Origin of the sequence: Arenibacter aquaticus, assembly GCF_003957295.1 — a bacterium.
GTDB lineage: Bacteria > Bacteroidota > Bacteroidia > Flavobacteriales > Flavobacteriaceae > Arenibacter > Arenibacter aquaticus.
This window is the reverse complement of sequence record NZ_RQPJ01000003.1, coordinates 628,535-653,972: the sequence shown is the minus strand read 5'-3', so window position 1 is coordinate 653,972 and position 25,438 is coordinate 628,535. Positions and strand designations below refer to the sequence as shown.

The window sequence follows — 25,438 nt, the reverse complement described above, 5'->3', positions numbered from 1 at the left end:
ATATTCTAATTCTTAAAAACATTAATAAAATGAAAAAATATATAAATTATGTACAACTTGTAATAATTCTATTGCTCGTTGGGTGTACTTCTGATTTAGATCAATCCCCTGTTAATGGAGTTACTGACAATTCATTTTGGAAAAACGAAAATGATGCAACAGCTGCACTTGGTGGCATGCATAATAGATTGCGAAACATTATGCCATTTGATTATTTTCAATGGGGAGACATGAGAGGAGAGGCTTATAACTATGGTTTTGAAGTAACGCATGGTGATGGGTATCAATTTTATTTTGAAAATCGACTGAATTCAGAAAACTCTGGCGCACAATGGGATCCGATTTATAGAGTCATATCTGAAGCTAATGCTATTTTACATTTTGTTCCCTCAATAGATTTTTCCAATGAAGAAGAGAAAAATATGACACTGGGTATGGCATATGGTTTAAGAGCATATTGTTATTTTCTTATTGCCCGTACTTGGGGTGATGCTCCAATTGTTGATGAACATATTCAGAACTATTCTGATGTGGCGGCATTGCAAATAGCCCGCTCTCCTTTATCCGAGGTATATGCCTTAATTGATCGGGATATTGAGGTTGGTTTATCATTAATGTCAAAAAATGAGATTCAAGATAAATACTATATGTCTCGTCCAGCGCTTTTAGCGATGAAAGCTGAAGTGGCATTAACTAAAGCAGGACTTCTAAGGGAAAACATTTCTCAAAATGCACAAGTTGCACTAGATGCCATAAACGAATGCTTTGACTCTGGACAAGTTAACTTAATAAATAGTTTTAAAGACATATTTGATACATCTAATAAAAAAAATCAAGAAATTGTATGGGCTATGCCATATAATCTTGATGAGGGTTTAACTACTAAACCTTTGGCAAGTAGAATGTATGTGAGTGCAGATAGATATGAGCAATTAGAGTCGGTTACAACTGGAGGAAACAAAGAAGAGACTTATATTTCTTTCGAAACAGGTAGTTTTACTAATTCTGCAAATCAAACAGGAAACTCCTATAATGCATGGGCGGGTGGAACCTTATTGAATGGTACTTGGATAGGTCCAGAAACTAATGGTGCGCTTGGTTGGGATAATGACGGTGGAGGAAATTCATTAGAAGGTAATGAACTAAATTCACCTTTTAACAGTGTTGGTAATGGTTATGCCAGGGTTAACGCCTCTGAGAATGTTTTAATAAAACTTCCTTCACATATGAAGGATATTAAATATGTTGGCTTATTGGCTAAACTTGCTGGTAATACTAGTAGCTATAGTGATGTGGAAAGAACAGTAGATTTTGAAGTGTCAACTAATTTAGGATCTAACTGGAGTCCGTTTGGGAGTATTGTTATTGATGCAGGTTATGCGGCAAACACAAAGCTTCATGAAATTAACATTGCAAACCCAATTGCGGGGCAGGGAAATCCAATTTGGATACGCTTTTCAACAGGAGGAGTAAGGATCCATATTTTAGACAACATTAGAATACAAACAAGTTCTTATGTTCTTATATCTTCTCAAGATGATGTAAATCCTGGAAATAACAGTGTAAGTTTTAATTATGTTACGTATAAACCAGAAGTTTGCAAGGCATTATTAGCTGATGCTGATCCACGAGCGGAACAAACATTTAAATTATTGTTTGATTCTGATGGAACTGAATTAGGAGGAATAGCCTATAAATATAGAGGGGAGTTTGATGCAAGCTCTGGAAATAGAAATTATATTAGCGATATTATACTTTATAGAGCTGGGGAACTTAAATTAATGGAAGCAGAAGCTCAGCTTTTATTAGGGAATTTACAAAATGCAATTGATGCAATTAAAGAAGTAAGGGACAGGGCTGGTATTAGTACTAATATCACTCTAGATCCAACCACGGTTACTGCAGCTCTTGTTAAAGAATACTTATTTGAAACAATGGGAGAAGGAAAACGTTGGTTTCAGATGTTAAGATTTGGAGGTGGTGATACTGTAAGATTAATTTTGGAAGATTTGGCTTCTAATAAGTATCTGTATGGCAAAATGCCCTGGTATAGTCCGCTTAGTAGGTCCACATTAACCAGAAACCCCAATTTAGATCAAACAGATGGGTACTAGTAAATATATAATTCAGATGTTACTTATTTTATGATTAATAATTGGTTTTTAAACAAATTTAATATGTTATTTATAAGGATTAATAGGGTGTTTTTACCGTTATTATTTGCTGCTTTTCTCCAATGTTCAAGTAGGTCAGACGAAATGCCTTCTATGGGAGACAATACAGAAGTCCCAGACGAAATTGATTTTAATACTGATGGTATTTCGTATAGCTGGGATACACATACCTGGAAAGGCTTAGATGATAGTTTAACTTATGGAATCAAAAAAGATGGGAACCTTGATGCGGTTAGAATTGTACAAGGCAATAGAACTTCATATAGTGTGGATAAGGAATATTATAGGGTTCGAATTCCTGTAGCTGAAGTAACGAAAAGTGGAACAATTATAGTAGTGTCAGAAGGACGGTTGGGAGATAATCCAGCAGTTCCACCTGGGACCGATAGAGATTGGGATCATGTATTAATAAGCAGAAGTACAGACTTTGGAGAAACGTGGGATACTAAAGTAATATATGACGGAGATAATAATACGGATTTTGGAGCCATTGCTATTGTTGCGGATAAAAAACATGACGGACGCATTCAAATTTTAGGAACCCATCAAAATGGAATGCTTATAATGCAGAGCTTTGATGATGGAATTACCTGGTCTGAGCATCATCAATCTGGACCGGTAATTTATTCATCCGAAAGTGTTAATGTTAGGATGCGCCCTAATAATGGGATACAAATAATGGGAGAAAACCTTTATAATGGGGATTTCATTTTAGGTGGCATTACGGGGTACAATACAAAAACTAGGATGGTAATATTACATTATGATTTTGCAACGGATACTTGGTTAGAGCATGACATTATGAATGTGGAACAAAGACCGGACATTCCTGAAGAAATTACTCTAATAGAATTAGAGAGCGATTCCAGAAACAAAATAAGGATAATTACGAGGCCAAGCAAGGAAGTATCATTTAAACAACAATTAGTTTATGATTTAGATGACAATTCCCACGAGGGTCTTGGGTGGGCTAACTCACGGTTTCCGTATGTACGGTGTAATCAAAATGCGCGAAGATATTCTAGTGAATACGGAAACCAAACAAGCAGGTTAATCTATTCATCGACAAAAAATGTTGGTAATAATAGATTTGGCGGTAATATAAGTATTAGTTATGATGAAGGGGGTTCATGGCTAACTAAGCAGCTAGTTGATGATACTGTATATTTTGGATATAGTCAAGTGCTTACGTTGCCCGATGGTTCTCTAGGTTGTATTTATGAGGGTACAAATAGCAGTGGATTTAATAATAGCGCTCTTATGTTTAGACGGTTTACATTAGGTTGGCTTACTGATGGAGCTGACTTTGGATTTAAAAATTAACTAAATACCATAGGATGAAAATTATGAATATTTTATGTTGTATGTTAATCGTAAAGAGGTCGTTGATAACTAGGGACAATCTTATAAAGTGTTTAATAGGGACTATCTCACTAAGTGTGTAAATTAAAAAATATCGAGGGTCCGCCCTCGATATTTTTTAATTTTTTTAAAAGTAGTTTCTTTTAGTTTTATAAAACTAGTTTAAATTCAATTGAATACGAATAGCAGGCTAGTAATTTGTATGAATATCAGCCTCAATTAAAGTGTCGTAAAACTCCGGACTAAAAGCGAAAAACTCTAAAGAAAATCGTTCATTTCTATCTGGTCCATCATCCATATTTACTACTTGTTCATTTTTGTCGAATGGCTCCGATTCTCCTACTAGAACAAAACCTTTTAGTTTTGGGTTCCAGTCGATATGGCAGTATCCCCAAGCGGCGTTGGTAGTAAGGAATTTGGTTGTGAATTTTTGAGCCATATCTGTATCTGAAATTGCAATGGTAGCTTCTTCTCGGTCATCACTAAAATTACTGGCAACGGCAACCCTTCCTTTAAACGGTCCTTCTGGCACTTTTACGGCTCCTTGATGGCATCTTCTAGCTTTGTGGTTTTTGCGGGTTTGACCTATAAATGTAGGATTACCTTCGAGGTCAAATAGCATTTCGTTCTTATAGCCGGTTTTGCTTTGTCGCCTAGAAACAACATATATGGTTCTATCTTCCAGTAGTACCCAGGAAATTTCATTGAGCTCCCCCTCATATTCCGGGTAATTTAATACATCATAGAATACATCCCAAGATTTCCCTCCGTCTAAGGTGATTAAAAATTTTACCGGATCAACATAAAAAGGAACAATGTAAGCATCTCCTTTTTTGCCCTTCCATTCCATATCAGGAATAGATAGCGCATTGGTAGTAGGTGATTGGTTTGGGGCTATAGTATCTATTTTGGAGGTAAGTAATTTAGTCATTTTCTTCATTGCTTCTGGTTGTGACCAAGTTTTGCCCTGATCTTTACTTACCGTTCTATATACGCCCTTGTATTTATTTGCATGGGGATGTGAACTATGGCCGCCAGCAAAATAGCAATGTACTTCATTGCCCCATTGAACCATGGAGCTATAGGCAACTACCCCATTAGTATTTTGCATCAGGATCTGATCGTCTATCCATGTTTTGCCACCGTCCAAACTTCTTGTTATTACTAGGGTAAGGCCCGGAGGGGCATCATTGACTCCCTTAACTTGATAATGATAAGAAGCTACCAAAACTCCATTGTCTAGTGCGAGTACACGTGGTTCTTTGGTCTGGTAGGCTCCAAATTTAGTTCCTTCATAACTAGGGTCTCCCTTAGAAATGTCAGAAGGGAAAAAGCGCATTCCCGTATAAACTAAGGAGTCGTTAATAATTTTTCCAGATATATATTCTTTGCCCTGGTACTTTTTGCTTAGTTTTTTAATATCGCCCCCGGCCATCTGGTTATGTGAAAAATGAACGAAAATCGTATCCAAAATGGAAGCTACCGTCACACCTTTATTGTTTTTTGCTGCCACCTTTATCACATTGGGACCATACCAATCTGCAACAAAAAAATTCTTATTGGAAGAGGAGAATGTATTTAAATTTTTATGGTTTGTTAATTTTGCATTGCCTTGGGCATCTATCAGTTCGAATTGGTAACTAAGGTCGTCCTGCGAGCCATGGCTCTTAGTTTCCATTTGTACTTGAAACTTTTGAATTACCATTGCTGCGGGAATCACATGATCAGGATGCGTTTTGAAATAGATATCAGGTTTTATTATTTTTTTTTCTAAGGACAGGGTGATTGCATTAGGATCTTTGATCCATTCCAAATTGAATTTTGCCAATTTAATTTTGGCTCTATCCCCGTCAAAATCATATTCTGCCAGCATACCAATTTTTCCGTCAGGTAAAATGGCTAAGGAAGAATAGTCAAATTTCCCTGTGTACAGTGTCTTTTGAACAGGCCAAGTCTCTCCGTCATCATAGCTCAAGGCAATTATAGATTTTCCTCTTTTATTGCCATCTAACCGACCTGTAACTCCTACATGGATCAATACTCCTGGAATGTTACCATTTTTAAATCGATATCGCAATAGGGGTGACATACAGCCGGTATCGATCAGGTCAGGATGTGCTGATAGTCTACTCCATGTTTTTCCTCCATCATAACTCTTGGATATCAGCCGATGACCTTTATCTCTAATAGAAGCCATGACCACTCCATCTTCCAGCTCTACCATTTGTATTTCGTTGCCCCCAGTTTTTCCATTTAGGGAGGCTGGTATCGATTTACTGTGTTTCCAACTATTTCCATTATCATCGGAATAAAGGGCGTAGTTATTTGAAGTTTTCACTCCTTTTCGTAAAAATGTTTCGGACATTGGTATTATAATTCGACTTTTGAACTTCCCATTTTTTAGAGAAAGTCCCACACCAGGACCACTAATAGCGTGTAAACTGTATTTGTTAGATTTTGCAATATGTGTAATTTCTTCTGGGGTTGACCAGCTTACCCCATCATCCTCACTTCTAGTCATATAGACTTTTTCTATGTTGTCGCCTTTCAATCCCGGTTCCACTTGTTTTACACCATGTGATCGGTTGCTGCTATGTCTTTTCTCAGGAAAATAGATGTAGGTTAAAATAATGGTACCCGTATCCGATTGCACCATGACGGGATTCATTACCACATTGTTCCCGGCTGAAACAATTATTTTGGGAGACGACCACGTTTTTCCATTATCAATACTTCGTTTTAAAACCAAATCGTTCTTGGCATGATCGTGGTTCATATCTTTACGGCCTTCCATAATAGCTAAGACCGACTCTTTTTTTGTAACCAAAAGGGAAGGGATACGATAATTATGATAGCCCATATTATCGGTCTGTGGATCAAATACCGTACTGATTCCAAAAACCGGGGATTGTTTTGCCGATGTGTTTTGTTGTCCCCAGAAATGTGTGGTGGTGATATAAAAAAAGAGAATAACCCCTTTTAAAATGTAATTTTTCATGTTTATATAAATTAATTGGTGTACTAAAAGAATAATTTTATTATGTAGGGTGTAATAATGGCTGTCAATAACCCGTTTATGCACATTGCCAATCCTCCATAGGCCCCAGGTAACTTTCCTTCTTCAAGAGCTCTTGCCGTGCCTATACCATGAGCGGCGGTTCCAAGGGCCGCACCAATGGCTTTTTTGTCCCTTATTCCTAGATTGCGTAAAATGGTTGGTCCGAAGGCGTTACCAAATATTCCAACGGCTATTACCATACCGGCAGCTATATAAGGTATCCCGTTAATGGATATGGCAATTTCCAGTGCTATTGGGGTGGTGACCGATTTGGGTGCCAATGATCTTATAACTGGTTCCGAAGCATTTAAAACTACTGCTATACTGCAAACAGAAAGAATACTCATAGTCCCTCCGATAAAAACGGCAGATGTAAAGGGTATTATGTTTTCTTTTATCTGTTCATATTTTTCATAGAACAGTACCCCTAGGGACACGACGACAGGCCCTAATAAAAAACCTAGATATTGGCCGCCAATATTATAATCTTCAAAATCAATTTTAAAAACTACTAAAAAGCAAATTATACTAACAACCGAAAGTAAAACTGGATTACATAGTACAAATTTCCATTTGCGACTAATTATTTGTGCCAAGTAAAAAACTACCAGCGTCATAAATATACCAAATAGGGGTTGTTGATAGATCTCACGCATCCTTTCTGAATTTTTGTAGAATTAGACCTGTTATATATAAGGTTAGAACTGTACTTATAATTGTACTCACAACAATTGCTAGCCAATGAATCTTCAGAATATCATGTAAGGTCATCAAGCCCACTCCATAGGGCACGAAAAATAAGACCATATATTTTATAAATTGATCAGATGCGGGTTTAACATCTTTCAACTTTATGACTTTCAACTTTAGGGCGATGAAAATAGTTATCATACCAACAAGATTACCTGCTATTGGAATATGTAGTAAGTAAACTATTAATTCCCCAAAAACAAGGAATAGAAATATATACAAAACTGCTTTAAACATTTTTAATTATTCATTCTTAATTAATATTATGAACCATAGAAGTAGGCGATATGTGAGATCGCAATTTTCATATTATTTTTTTTACGATTCATAGCAGATCATTTTAAGGTCTCCTTTATGTATGTTCAGGGATGATAGCATATTGTCAACTTAAAATGTTATACATAATGCAATTTTACACTAATGAATCGTTATTTCCAAAAAAAATCTGAAATACCATTTATTGCTGATAAAGTTGAATAGTTGGAGTTGATGTTATTTCCATTTTTGAATTTTTTAGATGGCTGTTGCATACCTTTGTAACAACGCTAAATCCCTATAAAATGCTGTTAATTAGTTATTTGGGTTGACGTTGCCCTGTTTTTGATATTGTTGGTGTTGAAAGTAAATTGAATTATTTTCTTGATCTTTTGGCCATAAGAGCTATTAGTATCGAGGAGTAATTTGGTTGAATAGTTTAATTGTAAACTACTCTCATTATTTGGTTTAATGAATTTTTATTTATAATATTGACTTATGTAATACATAATAACTAACTGGTATGATACGAAAAAACAAATTTTTAAGTTCTTTGCTCGCCTTTATGGCCCTTCTATTGATTACGGGGGCTTACGCGCAAGAAAAAACTGTAACTGGAACCATTTCAGATGATTCGGGGCAGCCTTTGCCCGGTGCTAATGTCCTTGTGAAAAATACCACAAACGGGGTTCAGAGTGATTTTGATGGGAATTATTCTATAAACGCTGCCTTGGGGGATGTATTGGTCTTCAGTTACCTTGGTTTTACACAACAAGAAGTCCTTGTTGGTAATCAATCTGTAATTAATGTTACTCTGGTTGAGGATGCATCTGAACTGGACGAAGTTGTGGTTGTGGGATATGGATCTCAATCCAGGGAAACATTAACTTCGTCTATTTCAAAAGTAGATACTAAAGTCTTGGAAAATGTGCCCTTTGCTAATGCAACACAGGCTCTTCAAGGTACTGTTTCTGGTATCAGGGCACAACAGACATCAGGTCAGCCCGGTGCAGGTACTCGTATAATAATTCGTGGAGGGACTTCAATCAATAACCCTGATGGTGCTGGGCCACTTTATATTATAGATGGTCTCATTAGGAATAATATGGATGATTTGAACCCGGCGGATATCGAATCTGTTCAAGTTTTGAAGGATGCTGCTGCTGCTTCTATTTACGGGTCTCGAGCATCTAATGGCGTTATTATAGTGACTACCAAAACAGGAAAAGGTAAGCCAAAAATAAATTATAGTATGACCACGGGTATGTCTCAAATTGGTAAAACATATGATTTGGTTTCAGCTCGTGATTATATTTATTATGGTAGACTAGGGTTGGCAGCGACAGGGGAAAAGCATCCGGAGCGCCTTTCAAGATTGGATTTGCCTGTAGGAGCTGGAATTGGTAATGATTTAACGAATAATACCAGTTTTACAACACAATACTTACAACCTGGAGTAAATGACCATAAGTTGAATGAAGGGTGGGAGAGTATGCCCGATCCGTTGGATCCAACTAAGACTATAATTTTTAAGGACACCGATTGGCAGGAAAAATTATTTAATACGGGAATAACTACAAACCATCATCTTTCTTTTTCGGGTAGCACCGAGGGTGCTGAGTATGATGTTAGTGTTGGTTATTTTAATAGTGAAGGGGTTGCTCTTAGAACTGATTATGAGCGATATACAGCCAAAATGTACGGTGGATTTAATATTAGGGATAATTTCAAAGTTTGGGGCCGTGTCAATTACAGTACTTCAAACAATAATCAAGTATATAGCTCCAATCAAATATTTCAAAGGTCTTTAGGATTGCCTCCAACGGCCAAATTTAGGTTTGAGGATGGCACCCTGGCTCCCGGTCAAAATAGGAGTATAGGCAATCCAGTTTATCATTTAGGTAGGTTTGATAAGGAACGAAGAGATTATAGGTTGGCACTTTCTATAGGTGCCGATTACCAAATATTTTCGGATTTAACATTTTCTCCATTTTTTTCTTACTCTCAAGAACAAGATTTGGATAATGCCTTTCAGAAATCGTATTTCAATACCGCGACATCATTTAATGATTCGAGAAACGCCAGCGCAGATTTTGCACAGGATGTAACTACTCAAATAGAAGGTGTTTTTACATACGCTAAAAATCTAAAGGATGATCATTCCATAAATGCCAAGGCTGGGTTTTCACGAGTAGCAAGAGAGGCATATATTTTAGGAGCGGACGGTCGTGGGGCATCTTCTGATCTAATTTCAACTTTAAATGCTTCCGCGGAACCTACGAATGTGACAAGTTCATTTTCTACAAGGAACATCATAGGGTTCTTTGGAAGAGTTAATTATGATTACAAAAGAAAGTATCTTTTGACTGCTAGTATTCGACATGACGGTGCATCAAATTTGGGGGCGGATCATAAATGGGGGACATTCCCAGGAATTTCCGCAGGTTGGAATGTTCATAGAGAAAATTTTTGGAATGAAAACTCCACTACTTTTAGTTCTTTAAAATTTAGAGCTAGTTATGGTGTGACAGGGAACATCGGTCAGCTATCAGATTATAAATATCAAGGGGTTTATGGCGTTGGAAGTAAATATAACGGAAAGGCTGCGGTATTGAATTCCTCACTGTCCAACGATGCTCTTCAGTGGGAACAAACCGAAGCTGTTGGTATAGGATTTGACTTAGGATTGTTTAATAAAAGGGTGTCCTTGTTATTTGATTATTATAATCGAGATACTCATAATTTAATTACCAGTTTTACTTTGCCGAAAGTTACTGGGTTTTCAAGTATCCTAACCAATTTAGGGGATCTTAATAATGAAGGAGTTGAGTTTGAGTTAAGAGCAAGTGTTATTGAAAATGAGAATTTTGGATGGTCCTCCGCCTTAAACCTTTCTCATAATAAAAATACCATAACAAAATTGCCTGAAAATGGAAATGAAAATAATAGAATAGGAGGCTATGAGGTGGCGGATCCTGAAAACGGAGGGACCAGGTGGGTGGCTGGCTTGCAGGAAGGTTATACCATGGGAGATCTGTATACCTATGAGGTTTTGGGTGTGTACTCTACAACAGCTGAAGCTCAGGCAGGGCCGATAGATGAGTTGGTTGCAGGGTCAGATAAAAGTAAGCAGGGTGGTGATGTCATATTTAAAGATGTCAACAATGATGGTGTTATAAATACTTTAGATAGGGTATATGTAGGTAACGAATATCCTGACTGGACTGGTGGTTTTACAAACACATTCAATTATAAAAACCTTAGTCTTACGATACGCACCGATTTTTCGGTAGGGCATACTATTAAAAATGAAATGCATGGGGTTTATCTAGGGCAATGGCAAGGTGATATAGGAATTACTAAGGAAGTACTAAGGTCTTGGGAAAATGAGGGTGATGTTACCGATATTCCGAGATACTATTGGGCGGATCAATTGGCTCAAAATAATAACTTCCGGACAGGCGGGGGGCAAAGTAAAGCCATGAATTCGGATTTTTATGAGAAAGGTGATTATTTGGCCTTAAGAGAAATAACCCTTAGCTATAGCCTGCCAATTACTTCAGGGGTTAAAAAAATAGGGATTACAAATCTCCGTTTATATGCGACGGGAAGCAACTTGGGATATTTAACTAATTATAGAGGATTGTTACCTGAGGATGGAGGAATTGACAGCGGTAGATATCCAAACCCACAAACCTTTTTACTAGGCTTAAATGTTTCATTGTAATAAGAAACCAAAAAAATATAAATTCAGATAATATGAAAACATATAAAATTATAATGATGAGTATGCTGCCACTCTTTTTGTTGGTTGCCTCTTGTGAAAAAGATTTAAACTTGACTCCTGAAAGTGTTATTGGAGCTAATTCTTATTGGAAGAATCAAGGAGATGTTGAATCTTATGTCAATGGAATGTATGTGCGCTTGCGATCAGATGCGAATGACAATCTGTTTTTTTGGGGAGAAGCACGATCAGAAGTGCTGAGTTATGGACTACAAGCCTCTGAGGGAAGGGAGCGGTATTTTGAGAATACGTTAGATCGGGATGCAGCTGGCCCGGACTGGAAGAATCTATATACGGTAATTCATGATGCAAATTTAATAATTAAATATGCTCCTTCTATCGATTTTGATTCGGAAGCAAATAAAAATATAGCTTTGGCTCAGGCACATGCCATGAGGGCTTATTGTTATTTCATCATAGCGAAGGTATGGGGTGATGCTCCTGTGAACACTGAGCCAACAGAAGGTTTTGATCCAGTAAACAGTTTTAAGGCACGTGACAATGTATCCGAGGTTATGAATTTGGTTAAATCAGATGTTGATGCCGCACTAGGGCTGTTTCCTGATAATACATTTTCCAACGGGAGATCTCAATGGTCTAAACCTTCCGTGAATGCCCTAAAGGGTGAAGTTTATTTATGGACAGGAAAACTAATGGGAGGTGGTACATCAGACATTACTACCGCCCTGACTGCCTTAGAAAGTGTTCATTCTGCTGATGTGGAGCTATTAAGTAATTACGACGAGATATTTAGATATAGCAATAAAGGCAATAGGGAGATTTTAATGGCCATTCATTACGAAGACCTAGAATCTGGGAATAATTTTAACGATGGCATGTATATTCGAGGAGATCAAATCCCTGCCAATGGCGATCCTGCAGCCAAGGCTTTATTGGGTGAAGGGGGAGGATTGAATAGGTGGGCTCCATCGGAATTGTTTAGAAATCAGTGGGCTGATGATGATACTCGGAAAAATGCAACTTTTGTTCTGATGAATACTGAAAACCCGGATAATGCCGGAGTTTATGATCAATTCTATGCTTCTGCCGTATTGAAGTATAGAGGATTTGTAGATGCCGGAACTAGAAAGTATATGGATGATGTTATCCTGTACCGATATGCAGATGTTTTATTGATGATTGCTGAAGCAAAAAATGCTTTGAACCAAGACCCGACAGATGAAATGAATCTTATTAGGCAAAGGGCCTATGGGGCAAATTATCCTGGACATGAATTCATTAATGGAACAATGGAAGAGAATGATGATGCCATATTACAAGAGCGTTTATTTGAATTGTCTTTTGAGGGAAAAAGATGGTATGATCTTTTAAGATTCGAAAAAGCATTTGAATTGGTGCCTACCTTGGTAGGTGAGTCGGAACACAAGAAGTTGTTCCCTATATCGCAGGGAACGATCAATTTAAATGGATTAATTGAACAAAATCCAGGCTATTAGGAAGTTAGTTGAAAATATTGAGTTGGTTTAGTTGTTAGTTAGTTTTAAGGGGAGGGCTTCTGGCCTTCCTCTTTTATGATATATAAAATTATAATTCTGTGTAACTTATGAAAAGATCTAAAATAGTATTCTGTATTCTTGGATATTGTTTGTCTAGTCTCATGGTGCAAGCTCAAACTCCCAATTTGCCAAACTTTGTGATTATTTTAGCTGATGATTTAGGGTACGGAGATCTTGGGATTTACGGGCACCCAATGATAAAGACACCCCATCTAGATAAATTGGCTGAAGAAGGTATAAAATTCACGGACTGCTATGCCTCATCTCCAATGTGTTCTCCTTCTAGGGCAGGATTGCTAACAGGAAGGGTGCCTTATAGGACCGGAGTATATGATTGGATAGCCCCGGACTCAACTATGTGTTTGCCAAAAAAGGAAATGACCATTGCTTCAATTTTGAAAACAAAGGGATACCAGACAGCAAGTATTGGTAAGTGGCATTTAAATGGGAAGTTCAATGTCCCTAATCAACCACAACCGAATGATCATGGTTTTGATTACTGGTTTGGTTGCCAGTATAGTCTAGGGCACCTTGACCCAGAAGGATTCTTTAGAAATGGGAAAGCAGTTACAACTATGGGCTATGCAGCCGATATTGTTGCAAATGAAGCAATAGGCTGGCTGGAACAAAAAAGGGACCCAGATCGCCCTTTTTTTCAGTATATAGCTTTTCTTGAGCCACACGAACCAATAATGTCTCCGGTAGATCTTGTAGAACAATATTTGGATCAGGGGAAGAAAGCTGAGTATTATGCGAATGTGGCTAACTTGGATAGAGCGGTTGGAAGAATATTAAACAAATTGGATGAATTGGGGTTGTCAGAAAGCACCTTGATTATATTTACTTCGGATAATGGTCCAGCGCAATATACTCCCGATGGCTATTTTAATAAGTCTCATGGCTCTGCAGGTCCTTTCAAGGGCTATAAGCGCCATATGTTTGAGGGAGGTCTAAGAGTGCCAGGAATATTTAGGTGGAAGGGGAAGATTGCGCCAGGACAAATCAACGCAACACCAATCTCTAACACTGACATTTTTCCAACACTTTCCAAATTGGCAGGAATTGAAATGCCTAAAGAGCTCGTTCTGGATGGTACGGATATAAGTCCAATTTTTTATAATGAGAAATTAAAAAGAAATAAGTCTTTGCATTGGCATTTCTATGATCCATGGGGAGGACCACAATCTTTATTAAGGGAAGGTGATTTTGTTATAGGGGCACAATGGGATGCGGGTGACTTTCATAAAGGTGGGAGGTTCCACCCAAAAGAGGTAAGTGTTATTAAAAGTACAGGACTTACAGATTTTAGATTGTACAATATCAAACATGATCAATATCAAGTGATGGATATTTCAAAATCTGAACCAAGGATATTTAAAAAATTAAAAAAAGCATTGATTTCTTATCACAAGGAGGTTATGGAAGAAGCTCCTTATATAAAAATACAATAAACATAGACCTATGAATACATCAGTAATGACTATTTTGATTTTATCCTTTTTTTCATTATTTATATCTGGTTGTAAATCAGCCGAGGAAATAAATAGGCAAAGACCTAATATTTTATTGATTGTGTCCGAGGACAACGGTCCAGACCTTGGTTGTTATGGTGTTAAGGAGGTAAGCACGCCCAATTTGGATGGTTTGGCTAAGGAAGGAGTGTTGTTCGAACGGGCATTCGTTCCTTATAGTGTGTGTAGTCCTTCCCGGGCGGTGATTTTTACAGGGTTATATCCACATCAAAATGGACAGATAGGGTTGGCTACCCATAAGTTTAAAATGTACGATAACATAAAAACTCTACCAAAATATTTGAATGAAGCGGGATATTCCACTGGTATTATAGGAAAGCTTCATGTAAACCCAGAAAAGGAAATTCCTTTCGATTTTAGTGCAATCCCCGGTAGTAATTTTGGAAAGAAGGATCTGAAAGAATATGCAGAGGAAGCATATGATTTCATTGTGGGATCGGATAATCCCTTCTTTTTAATGGTGAATTATCCCGATGCCCATTTCCCGTTACAAAAACAAGTTGAGGGGATGCCCAAAGATCCTTTGGATGGGAGTGATTTGAATGCTTCCTTGCCCTTTATAGGTGCTGATAGTGAACGCTTAAGGGAATATACGGCTAACTATTATAATAGCATCAACAGATTGGACGAATCCGTAGGGATGCTCCTACAAAAGCTCAAAGCTTCGGGGAAAGCGGAAAATACTATTATTATATATTTGGGAGATCATGGAGCACAATTCTCTAGAGGAAAATGTAGTAACTATGAGGCGGGTTTACGTGTCCCACTAATCATAAAAGATCCGAACCTAGAGGCGAAGAACGTTCGTCAAATGGAATTAGTTAATACGATCGATCTATTACCGACCTTCCTTGATATTGCAGAAGCGGATTTCCCGAAAAATCTTCCAGGTATGTCGATATTGCCTTTATTGAAAGGAGCTCATGTGAAGAATAACAGGAAGTATATATTTGCAGGGGGTAACGGATCCACAAGTTTATTATATTATCCGAGAAGAAGCGTAAGGGATGACAGATTTAAGTTGATATTGAACATGTTGCATGGAAAGGAAAATCCTCATTATGCCTTTTATGAGACACATATAAATGGGCATTTTGATGCAGGAACGGAAGTAGCGGAAATTAAGAGTGCATCACCAGAGGTAATCAATGCCTATAGAACATGGAGAAATCCACCTAAATATGAATTATACGATCTACAAAGTGATCCTTACGAATTTTATAATCTAGCAGGTGATAGTGAGTTTCAAGATATCTTATACAGGATGAAGTCCGCCTTAGAAACCTGGCAGCAGGAAACCAAGGATCCTTTGGCTGATCCTTTAAAATTTAAGAGGTTTAACAAGGAAATTGACTCTATAAATAAGCATTTTCCAAACCATTCCTATAGTCGTAACAAAAACTTCAAATGGCGCTATCCCGGGTATTTCAATTCTAATTGAGCTAGGAGCAAATTTTGATGTTTGTGTTATTTGATTGATATTGAACATTTATGAGAATATTCTAATTTGTATGATGGGATTTGGTTTCCAGGCCAAAGGCCAATTATATAGTCTTGTATTGCTGTCTAATTCAAGGGAAGGAGGTAAATTGAGGTTTGTCTCCCACGAAAAAAGTAATTGTCTTTAACATGAGATCAAGCACTAACAAACAGTTGGGTCACATTCTTTAATTGTTATTCTATTATTTTGTTTCTACTAATAATGATTATTTTCAGATAATTCTGAATTTACTGCATGTTTAGACTAGGGCTTATTTCCATTTGAAATAAAAATGAAATTCCCAGAAGGTATTAGTGATATGAGAGTTTTTCCCGTTACGCAGCCATTTTGATCCAAGCGGGTCAACAAAATAGTTAAAGAACTCTTGTACTGTAAGTAGCGCTTACACGAGAAATATCCTCTCCTTTAGATATGTATGTTAAGTTCAAATTCAGTATGTGGTTAAAGAACTGTATCCATTTTATTTTTTGCTCAAAATTCAGCTTCCAGCGCCAAGGGCTGTTTTTTTTCACCGTATTTCCAAAATTTTTAGTTATTGTGTCCTAATTTGGATACTTCGCCGTTGGTAGCGATCAAACCACTAGTACAGAAAGATGCAGTATTGAGAACATCCTGTTTTTGTGTCTATTTCTAGTTCTTTACGTCCTATGTTGGATACTCACGATATTTTCGGTATTAGTTTATATTTGAAATAGAGGCTATATTGGATAGGGGTTCAGGTGGTTGTGAGGTTATTTAGGTGTTCATCCTAATTGTATGTTGGTTTAAATTTTCTTTATTTGGGATTATTTTATAGTATTTTTTTATTTAATACCTTTCTTACAAAGGTTCTTAATGGAAAAAATTGGCTGCAATTGCAATCGATATAATATTATTTTTGTTGCCATTATGGTAACTGTCAATTCCTTTGTTTACTGCATTTTATGACACAATAATTAAATTTTATAAGTGTCGTAGCTTTCTATTGGGACCTGATTCGGTTCTATTTTCGAATTTCATACTGTGCAGAGCTTATGTCTTTTCTTAGGTGCGGGTTGATCTACTTGTCTTATCTTTAAAGATTAGACTAAAAATATAGCCAAAAATAAAGCAAGAACCGACCCCTATTAAAGAGTATAAAAGAAAATTTATTGGGGTGTAGACACTCACATACCATAATAATAAGGCACTTAGTACCAAGCCTATTATTGTACCTGTGGAATTGGCACGTTTGGTAAGCATTCCTAATAAGAACATACCTCCCAATCCTCCAGTAAACAATCCTAGAAATCTATAAAACTGGTCCCATAAGGATTTAATATTCGAATTTGCCATCCATAAGGCCAATATAACTCCTAATATTCCTATAATAACGGTTATGATCCTAGCGACCTTAAGTAGTTTTATATCCGGTATATTAGGATTGTACCGTTTGAACAAATCGTTGCAAAATGCTGTGGAAACTGAATTTAAACTGCTGCTGATACTGGACATTGCCGCCGAAAAGATACCTGCAATTAGTAAGCCCGAAACGCCCTTAGGCAGCTCCTTTACTATATACCAAGGAAATAGCGAATCATTATTGGAAATTGCAGGAGAAAGTTTCTCAGGCATTTCAGAGTAAAAAATATATAATAATGTGCCTATTCCAAAAAATATGATGGTCGCGGGAAGTGTAAGAAATGCATTAGTGTATAATGTCTTCTGTGAGTCCTTGATATTGTTGCTGGTTAAAAATCGTTGAACTACAGTTTGATCGGTTCCTTGTGTGACCATTGCAGAAGCTAATCCTCCTATAAAGACTACCCAAAATGTGGATTCGGTAAAATTGATGTCGAAATTCAATATATTGAACTTTTCCTTTTCGGAGGCATAGGCTATTATTTCAGTTATGGAGGAATCTGTATGCATTAGAATCCAGATTATAGCGACAATACTACCACCCAAAAGTACAATTACTTGCAATACATCGGTCCAAATTACTGCTTCTATACCACCAAAAGTGGTGTAAAGAACACATAATATCCCCATTAATAAAATACAGGTTTCTACGGAGATACCTGTAACTATAGAGATGGCCAATGAAGGTAACAAAAGCACTATTCCTATTCTTCCCAATTGGAAAATGATAAATGAAATACTGCCAAATGCCCGGGCAAAATAGTTGAATCTTTTCTCCAAATATTCGTATGCCGTTGCTATATGTAACTGATTAAAAAATGGAATAAAAATGAAGGCAATAATTGGTGTTATTGCAATAGCTGCAATATTCAGCATAAAGAAAGACCAATCCGTTGTGAATGATTTCGCTGGTATGGCCATAAAAGTTATTGCGCTTAAAAGTGTGCCAAAGACACTTAATCCCGAAGCCCACCATGGAATTCTACCACCGCCAACAAAATAATCATCGGTTGATTTTTGTTTACGTGCGAAATAAACCCCAATGAATAAGGAAATTAGTAGGTATAAAATTAACACTACATAATTAAGAACTCCAAAAACGTGGGTTGCCTCGGTATCTTGAAATTTAAAGATTTTCGGAGTCCGTATTCCCGGGGAGACCTCTCCTGAAACTAGTAAGAAACTGTCCTCTTTTTTTATGCCTAGGGAGGTAACAGGAAGTTTAACGTCTAAGGTATCAAAAATAAACCATTTGTTAGTCATAGTATTATAAGCCAATACTTCATTACTAAAACCTGGGTGATTTATGAGAATTTGATTTTTTTTCTTTGTTAAATACTGTGCAATACTGTCATTTTTTGCTGTTTCAATCTCTATTGCCAATGATTCCAATTGCTCGAACAACACTTTATCTGACCCTCCATAGACCAGGATATGCATGGATCCTGATGGTTCTGCAGAGGCACCCATGATTACTTTTTTTGAGCCGTTCAGTACCAAATCTCCTTCATTCTTCCATTGCCTTTTCTTGATATCATAGGAAAGAAAATTGGTCAGATGGGTAGATACTTCGTCTTTTTTTTGATTCCTTCCACCTATTAAGAAAATGCTCTTGGAGGTGGAAGTTTCCTGTACCGCCATGGAATGCACGGCCCGGGGTTCTCCTGGAAAATCTTGAAGCTTTTCCCAGTGATCTTTATTTTCTAGGTTAATCCGATAGAAGGAATTTGAACTTGTCTCCTCATTCATTCCCCCAGCAACATATACATAACCATCTGTATAGACTGCGTTGGTATAGGCCAAGGGTTCGGGCAAATTAGGATAGTATTCCAGTTCTATTTCTTTTTTGCTTTTGTTAAATGAGACCTGAAACACCTCGTTGCTGATGTGGTTTTTGTTGTTGCCACCAATAAATAGTATTCCTCCAGGGACAGAAACAGATGCCCCATATGCCAATGGTATTGGTAAAGTTTTTTTTGATAGAGTCCAAGTTCCATTCTCAAGGTAATATATAGAGTCATACCATTCTTTAGTACCCCCTTCCCAGGGTTTCCCGGCTGGGAAATTGGCCCCACCCGCCGCAATCACAATGTTATCCTGAACACCACCCATCATACCGGCGTATCCCAAGGATACATTGTCATTGGCCAATGGAGGTAGCGCGGGCTCGTAAGTAAGGTCTATGCTTGTGGAGTTTTGCGAGAACAGCAATGAGGAAAGGAGTAAAAGGAAAAATGAGCAAAAAATTGATCTATATACCTTCATGAAATGTTTTTTAATTGGATTTTAATAAATACAATGTAATTGAATAAATTATGTGCTAAATATTATCTTTTAACATATACAAGTGTCATATTGTAAATTTTAGGAAATGTCAATTTGTCTTAATTAATAAGCAACTGAATTATAATATGAGAATGAATTCAATTTACTTATATAATTTATGGACATTACAGAAATCTTATTTGACTTTCTTGCTACTTTGGATACACTCAATTTGTTCTAGGCTTTTCCAACACTGATACATTGCCCTTGGCACATGAAAACATCCTTTCCATTTGCCACCTTTCAGGCTATTCAAAGGTTTCCCTTGCCTATTCAAGTACCCAAACCATTCCCCATTTTCAGGATCAGGGAAGTGGCTCCAGGAGTATCGGTGAACCTTTAGAAACCATTTCCATACTTCTTCGTTTTGGGTATGTTCATAGGCTTTTAACAAGGCTACCAATGTTTCTAAATGTACCCACCATAACTTCTGATCCCATTCTAGTTGTTGCATAGGTTTGCCCTTTGCATCCATAAAATAGAATATGCCAGCATATTGCTCATCCCAGCTGTATTCCAATATGTTGAGAATAACCTTTGTAGCTTTTTTTATCAAGTCTTCATTTTTGCTTCTTACCCCGATATCTATCATAAACCACATTGCTTCAATTCCATGTCCTGGATTCAATAGTCGACCATTAAAACTGTCCTCAATAGTTCCATCAGGTGTAACAAATTCATAAATAATTCCTGAGTCTTTTTGATAGAACACTTCCATTACTTCCTTCACACTGTAGTTGATGGTTTTCTCCACTTCTTTTGAATCCAAAACATCTTCTAATTCTAAAACTAAATTTGAGAGTATCATGGGCAAGGCAAAGCCTTTGAGGGGGCGATAGTCGGTACTTTTTTCATATACGCCTTTAGGGTTTTCTTTTTTATTTATTATGTTAAAATAGGTTTGTTTTGCTAAGGATTTTATTTCTTGGTCTCCGGTAGCTTTGGCATATTGGCTAAAGGCCATAGCAGCAAAGCAGTCTGAAAATATATTATAGGGTTGAACTAGTGGCTTACCCGATTTTGTGAGCGAAAAATAGAAATTTCCGTCTTTGTCCATACCATATTTCCTGATAAAATCGATTCCCAATTTTGCAGTTTTCAACCAATTGTCTTTTCTGTCTACATTGTTGTAGAGCATAGAAAAAGTCCAGGCTTGCCTACCTTGCAGCCAAACAAACTTATCTGTATCGTAAACGTCGCCATTGCGGTCCAAACATGTGAAGTAACCTCCATTGTTATTATCTAGTGAATGCTTTTCCCAGAACGGGATTATATCGTTAAATAATGCATTTTTATATATCTCAGAATAAACCATTCGCATATTATTATGTTATACATAATTCAAATTTAGTAAATTTTTATTATATTAGGATAATTTTATATAATTAACTTATTCATTAAAAAAAAATGTGTGACATAATGGATAACTATAGTAATTTTGTAGAATTACTTTTTCTAGTCATAAACAAACTATAGAGAATTAGATGAAAAAACTATCGAAAATTAAGCCTATTGAGACCTCTTCATTAGTTGATAAGGTGGAATTAGGTTTGCTTGAATATATTAAAGAAAATAGGCTTAAAGCTGGTGATGCCATTCCTAAAGAATTGGATTTTGCAAAATCATTTGGTGTTAGTAGGACCGTTGTCAGAGAGGCGCTATTAAGGTTACGTACACTCGGTATAATAGAGTCCAAAAAGCATAGGGGGATGGTTTTGACCAATCCTGATATAATGAATAACTTTCAACGTATCCTCGATCCTACACTTCTTGGGTCTGATACCCTTAAAAATTTATTTGAGCTCAGACTTATAATGGAAATGGGCATGGCTGATTTCTTATTCGAGCATAAAACAGAGAAAGACATGTTAGAGTTGGAAAAAATTGTTGAATTGGAAGAAGAAAGCTCTTCTAAAACGTCTGTTTTTGCATTGGACAAAGAAGTCGCTTTTCACGGCAAACTATATGAAATGTCCAATAATGATACTTTGAAAAAGTTTCAAGATTTACTTCTTCCAGTTTTTGAGTATGTTTACGTTAATCATTCCGATCTTCTTTTAGAAGAATATGAATATTCAAGTGGGCAATTTGTTACGCATAGAATGCTGATGGATAATTTAAAAGTGGGCACACCTGATACTTTTCGAACAGCTATGAGGAGGCACCTTGAACCACATTTTGATAGAATTTATAAAAAAAAGATATAATATTTCAAATTGATTGGATTAACCAATCTACAATCTTATTCACTATCACTTTACCGGTTAATTTATCGTAATGTCTAGGGTCATCCCCAAAAATGCCAAATAAAATATTATTCGGATCCCGCCTATGATCTCCTTTACTATTGCCATCTGGATCATTAGCAGGGTAAGTGTCTATTGGGGGTAAATTTTCCAATTTTACTAGATTAGGATCTATTTCAGCCAGGACTGAGGTCTCAAATATAGCTCCATGATCGGCTTCTATTTTTACTGTCGGACAATCGCTAATAGAAAATATTGACAACTCCAGAGAGTTTTGAATACTGAGCCAGTCTTTCTTTAAGGTGATTAGTGCTTCTAACTGCTTTAAAGAAAAATGACCGGTAAAAATGACAACTTTTTTTATTCCGATTGTTTCTAACCGGGTTAAGGTGGTTTTTAAAATTTTTAAGAAAATTTCTTCGTCCTCGATAAGTATAGTATGTGGGTGATGCCAAATACTGCCAGACATGCCATAGTAAAAAGGAGGCATGACCAGTCCTCCAGTTTTGTCCGCTGCACGTAAACAAATTCCATGTGATGTTAGACTATCCAGGCCAACAGGTAAATGTAGGCCATGCCATTCAAAAGCCCCTAACGGTATGTAAACCAGGGAATTTTGCTGTAAGACTTGGTCGATTTCAAGGGGGTTTAATCGTTCAAATTGTAAATGTTCTAGGGGTTTTACTGTCATTAGTTATTAATTATAAAATTCATGTTTCCATCTATAAGGCTTCAACAATTCAACAAGTTTTTCATTAAATTTATTTCCATCGGAAATGGTTATATTAAGATCCACTTCGTGTTTATTGCGCATACCAGGAATAACCACTGATACTTCTTTTGGGTATAATGAGTATCTTAAGGCGGCTTCGGCAAGTGTAGAATAATAAGGCGAGCATATTTGTTTTAATTTTTCTACTCTGTTCAAAGTTTCTTTAAATCTATTGCCTTTATACATTGAATGACGTTTATCGTTTTTTGACCATTGCAAAATTGTTTTTTCAGTCCAAGATCCTGATAATGCACCAGAATCTAATGGTACTCTAGTGATGATAGCCGTGCCCGTTTTAGAGCTTTCGGGAAACAGGGAGTCAGCAGGTTCTTGTTCAAACATATTAAATAGAACTTGTATGCTGTCTACTAAACCACTTTTAGCTAATTCCAAACCTTGTTCCGGCCTAATGTCAGCTAGGGATACCCCTATCTTATCTATTTTACCTTCCTTTTTAAGTGTTTTTAGCGTATCTAGCCATTCAAGGTTTGTAATGCCATCTTCAAGCCATAGGTGAAGCTGAATTAAATCCAGCCGTTCTGTTCTTAACCTTTGCAAACTGCCATCAACAATTTCTCGGATATGCCAATTTGGATAACAGTCTTCAATAGAAGGGAAATCTTCAATACTTAAAGATTTTCTTATATTTAATATAGGGGTAATTTTGGTAGCTACATATATCTTTCCAGAATTCCATTGGTCCAGTGCTCTTCCGATCACCTTTTCACTATGACCATTTCCGTAGGCAAAGGCCGTATCTACAAAGTTAATCCCGTTTTCGAACGCATATAAAAGAGTTTCTATGGAGTTTTGATCGTCTACTTTGCCCCAAGTGCCTCCCAATTGCCAACCACCAAAACCTATTTCACTTACTTTCCAATCAGTTCTACCGAATGTTCTAAACTGCATATATTTATCAAATTAAAGTTTAATGGTTTTTAAATTTTCTTCTGTTTGGATAATTCAGATGCTAAATTTTTTGCATATTCTTCATGAGCTGTCTTGTCCACTTGTGCCTTCTCAGCGTAGTAAATGAACCCCATGGCTTTTCTAGAACGATTACTTTTATTTCCATCTGCCCTATGTATGGTTAATGAATGATGTACTAATAAATCACCAGCCTGGGTAGGATGAAAGACCTCATTTTCAAGATCATTAGGGCAACCATAATCTGTTATTCCTTGGGAAAAGCCTAAGGTTTCCGTTCTTCCATGACTACGTATTCCATATTTGTGAGATCCTTTTACATACCTTACGCATCCATTTTCACTGTTAACATCCTCCAATGCCATCCACATGGTAACGGCTTCATTTGGTGTTAACATAAAATAATAACCGTCTTGATGCGGAGGAGTGGGTTTTCCTATTCTTGGAGGTTTATTAAAGTATTGAATGTTTTTTCCTATCACATTGTCATCTAAAAGTATGGATGCCAATTTCTGAAACCTACTACCAAACATCATATTGTAAAAGAGTGGATCGTACTCAAATAGTCGCTGTAATTGCTTTAATGTGTCCTTATTATTGATGTCTTCGTAATACACATCTTTAGCAGGCATGTCGTTTATTTTAGTATTAATTAATTCCACTAATCTCTGATTAATCTTCTCAATTTCATTCTTCTGAATAAATTTTGGGAATAAAATATATCCGTCCTTTAAAAAATCTTGTCTAAGCTTATTACAAAAGGTCTTGTCCATTAAATCATCTACGTGTTTCATAAAGTTTTATTTGAAGTTATAACTACAAAATTGGCCTGTTTATAGACATAATACTACATCAATATGATAGTATTGTGCTACTATATTCACTTTTCTAATAGGTTTAAGTATTTCCTTGTGTTATTTTTGTAGTACAATGAAGCCTTTATACCAAAAAATAGAAATAGATAAGGAACGTCTTTTTGTTGTAAAGAATAATGAAGTTCCTCGATTTGACGGATTGTTTCATTTTCATCCGGAATACGAGCTTACCTATATAAAAAATGGAAGTGGAAGAAGCTTTGTTGGTGACCGAATAGTTACATTTAATAGTGGAGACCTTTTCTTATTAGGGCCTAATCTTCCTCATTCATGGGAAAGTACTTATGCTATTAATAAGTATTCTCAATCCTTGGTAATACAATTGAACAGTGGATTATGGAAGGGGGAGTGGTTAGAAGGACAGGAGCTCGATCAATTGCGATTACTTTTTAATAAGTCCTCACGAGGGTTGAAGTTTACCGGCAATGATATTTCAGTCATTGCTGACAAAATGTTTAGAGTGTATAGGGGTACTAATCCTATGCAAAACGTTATTGATATATTATCTATATTTGAGATTTTGGGGAGAAAACCAACATATGAATACATAACAAGCCCTGCTTACATACCTGCCTACAAGGAAAATGATTATCGTAAAATAAATTTGATCTATAATTACGTTCATTTAAATTTTAACAAAGTTATATCGTTGACGGAAGTGGCTAGCCTTGTTAATATGACCAATCAGGGCTTTTGTAGATATTTTAAAAAAATTACAAGAAGAACATTCTTTGCTTATTTAAACGAGTACCGTACAGGGTATGCCTGTAGGCTTTTGGGTGAGGGGCAGTTTAATATTGCCGAAGTCGGTTTCATGAGTGGTTTCCAGAGTATCTCAAATTTTAATAAACAGTTTAAGTTAGTGATTGGCTGTAGCCCAAGAGAGTACTTAAAAAGATTAGATTGATTGAAATAGTTCAAAGGCTTGTACAGGTTGTTAGCCATCATACAAGCCCAATTAATATTCTTAATATTTTATT

The 25,438-nt window shown here is 36.6% G+C and carries 16 protein-coding genes; 8 read left to right on the top strand and 8 right to left on the bottom strand.

The annotated features are described in order from the left end of the window. Positions 1-29: 29 nt before the first annotated feature. Together EHW67_RS09290 and EHW67_RS09285 are read left to right on the top strand one after the other, a co-directional pair. Complete coding sequence (locus EHW67_RS09290) at positions 30-2,114, top strand: RagB/SusD family nutrient uptake outer membrane protein (protein WP_126162095.1); 2,085 nt, start codon at positions 30-32, stop codon at positions 2,112-2,114. Between the two features lie 30 nt (positions 2,115-2,144). Next, the gene (locus EHW67_RS09285) at positions 2,145-3,497 is read left to right on the top strand and encodes a sialidase family protein (RefSeq protein ID WP_126162094.1); all 1,353 of its coding nucleotides are present in this window, start codon (positions 2,145-2,147) and stop codon (positions 3,495-3,497) included. Between the two features lie 229 nt (positions 3,498-3,726). Here the strand turns inward: EHW67_RS09285 and EHW67_RS09280 are convergent, their stop codons facing one another. From EHW67_RS09280 to EHW67_RS09270, 3 genes are read right to left on the bottom strand one after another with little or no spacing between them, the layout of a single operon-like run. Next, positions 3,727-6,534, bottom strand: a complete 2,808-nt coding sequence (locus EHW67_RS09280; RefSeq protein ID WP_126162093.1) for a sialidase family protein — start codon at positions 6,532-6,534, stop codon at positions 3,727-3,729. Between the two features lie 23 nt (positions 6,535-6,557). Then, complete coding sequence (locus EHW67_RS09275) at positions 6,558-7,250, bottom strand: LrgB family protein (protein ID WP_126162092.1); 693 nt, start codon at positions 7,248-7,250, stop codon at positions 6,558-6,560. Further along, positions 7,243-7,581 (bottom strand): CidA/LrgA family protein, encoded by a 339-nt coding sequence (locus EHW67_RS09270; RefSeq protein WP_126162091.1) that lies wholly within the window; start codon positions 7,579-7,581, stop codon positions 7,243-7,245. The genes EHW67_RS09275 and EHW67_RS09270 overlap by 8 nt, the downstream gene beginning before the upstream one ends. A 541-nt stretch (positions 7,582-8,122) precedes the next feature. Between EHW67_RS09270 and EHW67_RS09265 the strand changes: the two genes are divergently transcribed. From EHW67_RS09265 to EHW67_RS09250, 4 genes are all read left to right on the top strand, one after another. Beyond that, the gene (locus tag EHW67_RS09265) at positions 8,123-11,326 is read left to right on the top strand and encodes a SusC/RagA family TonB-linked outer membrane protein (protein ID WP_126162090.1); all 3,204 of its coding nucleotides are present in this window, start codon (positions 8,123-8,125) and stop codon (positions 11,324-11,326) included. 32 nt (positions 11,327-11,358) lie between these two features. After that, entirely contained in the window at positions 11,359-12,840 is a 1,482-nt protein-coding gene (locus EHW67_RS09260; protein ID WP_126162089.1) for a RagB/SusD family nutrient uptake outer membrane protein, read from the top strand. Positions 12,841-12,947: 107 nt separating this feature from the next. Beyond that, positions 12,948-14,351: a sulfatase-like hydrolase/transferase gene (locus tag EHW67_RS09255; RefSeq protein ID WP_126162088.1), complete on the top strand. Its 1,404-nt coding sequence runs from the start codon at positions 12,948-12,950 to the stop codon at positions 14,349-14,351. A 10-nt stretch (positions 14,352-14,361) separates the two neighbouring features. Continuing rightward, positions 14,362-15,873: a sulfatase family protein gene (locus EHW67_RS09250; RefSeq protein ID WP_126162087.1), complete on the top strand. Its 1,512-nt coding sequence runs from the start codon at positions 14,362-14,364 to the stop codon at positions 15,871-15,873. Between the two features lie 1,083 nt (positions 15,874-16,956). Here EHW67_RS09250 and EHW67_RS09245 read toward each other — a convergent pair. Both EHW67_RS09245 and EHW67_RS09240 read right to left on the bottom strand, forming a co-directional pair. Further along, positions 16,957-19,578 carry a sodium:solute symporter family transporter gene (locus EHW67_RS09245; RefSeq protein WP_126162086.1) on the bottom strand — a complete coding sequence of 874 codons (2,622 nt, stop codon included), beginning with the start codon at positions 19,576-19,578 and terminating at the stop codon, positions 16,957-16,959. Positions 19,579-19,774: 196 nt separating this feature from the next. Further along, positions 19,775-20,953 carry an AGE family epimerase/isomerase gene (locus EHW67_RS09240; RefSeq protein WP_126162159.1) on the bottom strand — a complete coding sequence of 393 codons (1,179 nt, stop codon included), beginning with the start codon at positions 20,951-20,953 and terminating at the stop codon, positions 19,775-19,777. A gap of 169 nt (positions 20,954-21,122) precedes the next feature. Here EHW67_RS09240 and EHW67_RS09235 point away from each other — a divergent pair, with 169 nt between their 5' ends. Next, the gene (locus tag EHW67_RS09235) at positions 21,123-21,845 is read left to right on the top strand and encodes a FadR/GntR family transcriptional regulator (protein WP_126162085.1); all 723 of its coding nucleotides are present in this window, start codon (positions 21,123-21,125) and stop codon (positions 21,843-21,845) included. A gap of 4 nt (positions 21,846-21,849) precedes the next feature. Here the strand turns inward: EHW67_RS09235 and EHW67_RS09230 are convergent, their stop codons facing one another. From EHW67_RS09230 to EHW67_RS09220, 3 genes are read right to left on the bottom strand one after another with little or no spacing between them, the layout of a single operon-like run. Beyond that, positions 21,850-22,575 (bottom strand): creatininase family protein, encoded by a 726-nt coding sequence (locus EHW67_RS09230; protein WP_126162084.1) that lies wholly within the window; start codon positions 22,573-22,575, stop codon positions 21,850-21,852. Between the two features lie 6 nt (positions 22,576-22,581). Beyond that, positions 22,582-23,565: an aldo/keto reductase gene (locus EHW67_RS09225; protein ID WP_126162083.1), complete on the bottom strand. Its 984-nt coding sequence runs from the start codon at positions 23,563-23,565 to the stop codon at positions 22,582-22,584. Positions 23,566-23,594: 29 nt separating this feature from the next. Then, positions 23,595-24,377 carry a phytanoyl-CoA dioxygenase family protein gene (locus EHW67_RS09220; RefSeq protein ID WP_202911943.1) on the bottom strand — a complete coding sequence of 261 codons (783 nt, stop codon included), beginning with the start codon at positions 24,375-24,377 and terminating at the stop codon, positions 23,595-23,597. A gap of 136 nt (positions 24,378-24,513) precedes the next feature. On the opposite strand from EHW67_RS09220, the gene EHW67_RS09215 reads away from it, so the two are divergent. Continuing rightward, positions 24,514-25,365: an AraC family transcriptional regulator gene (locus EHW67_RS09215; protein WP_126162082.1), complete on the top strand. Its 852-nt coding sequence runs from the start codon at positions 24,514-24,516 to the stop codon at positions 25,363-25,365. Positions 25,366-25,438 lie beyond the last annotated feature (73 nt).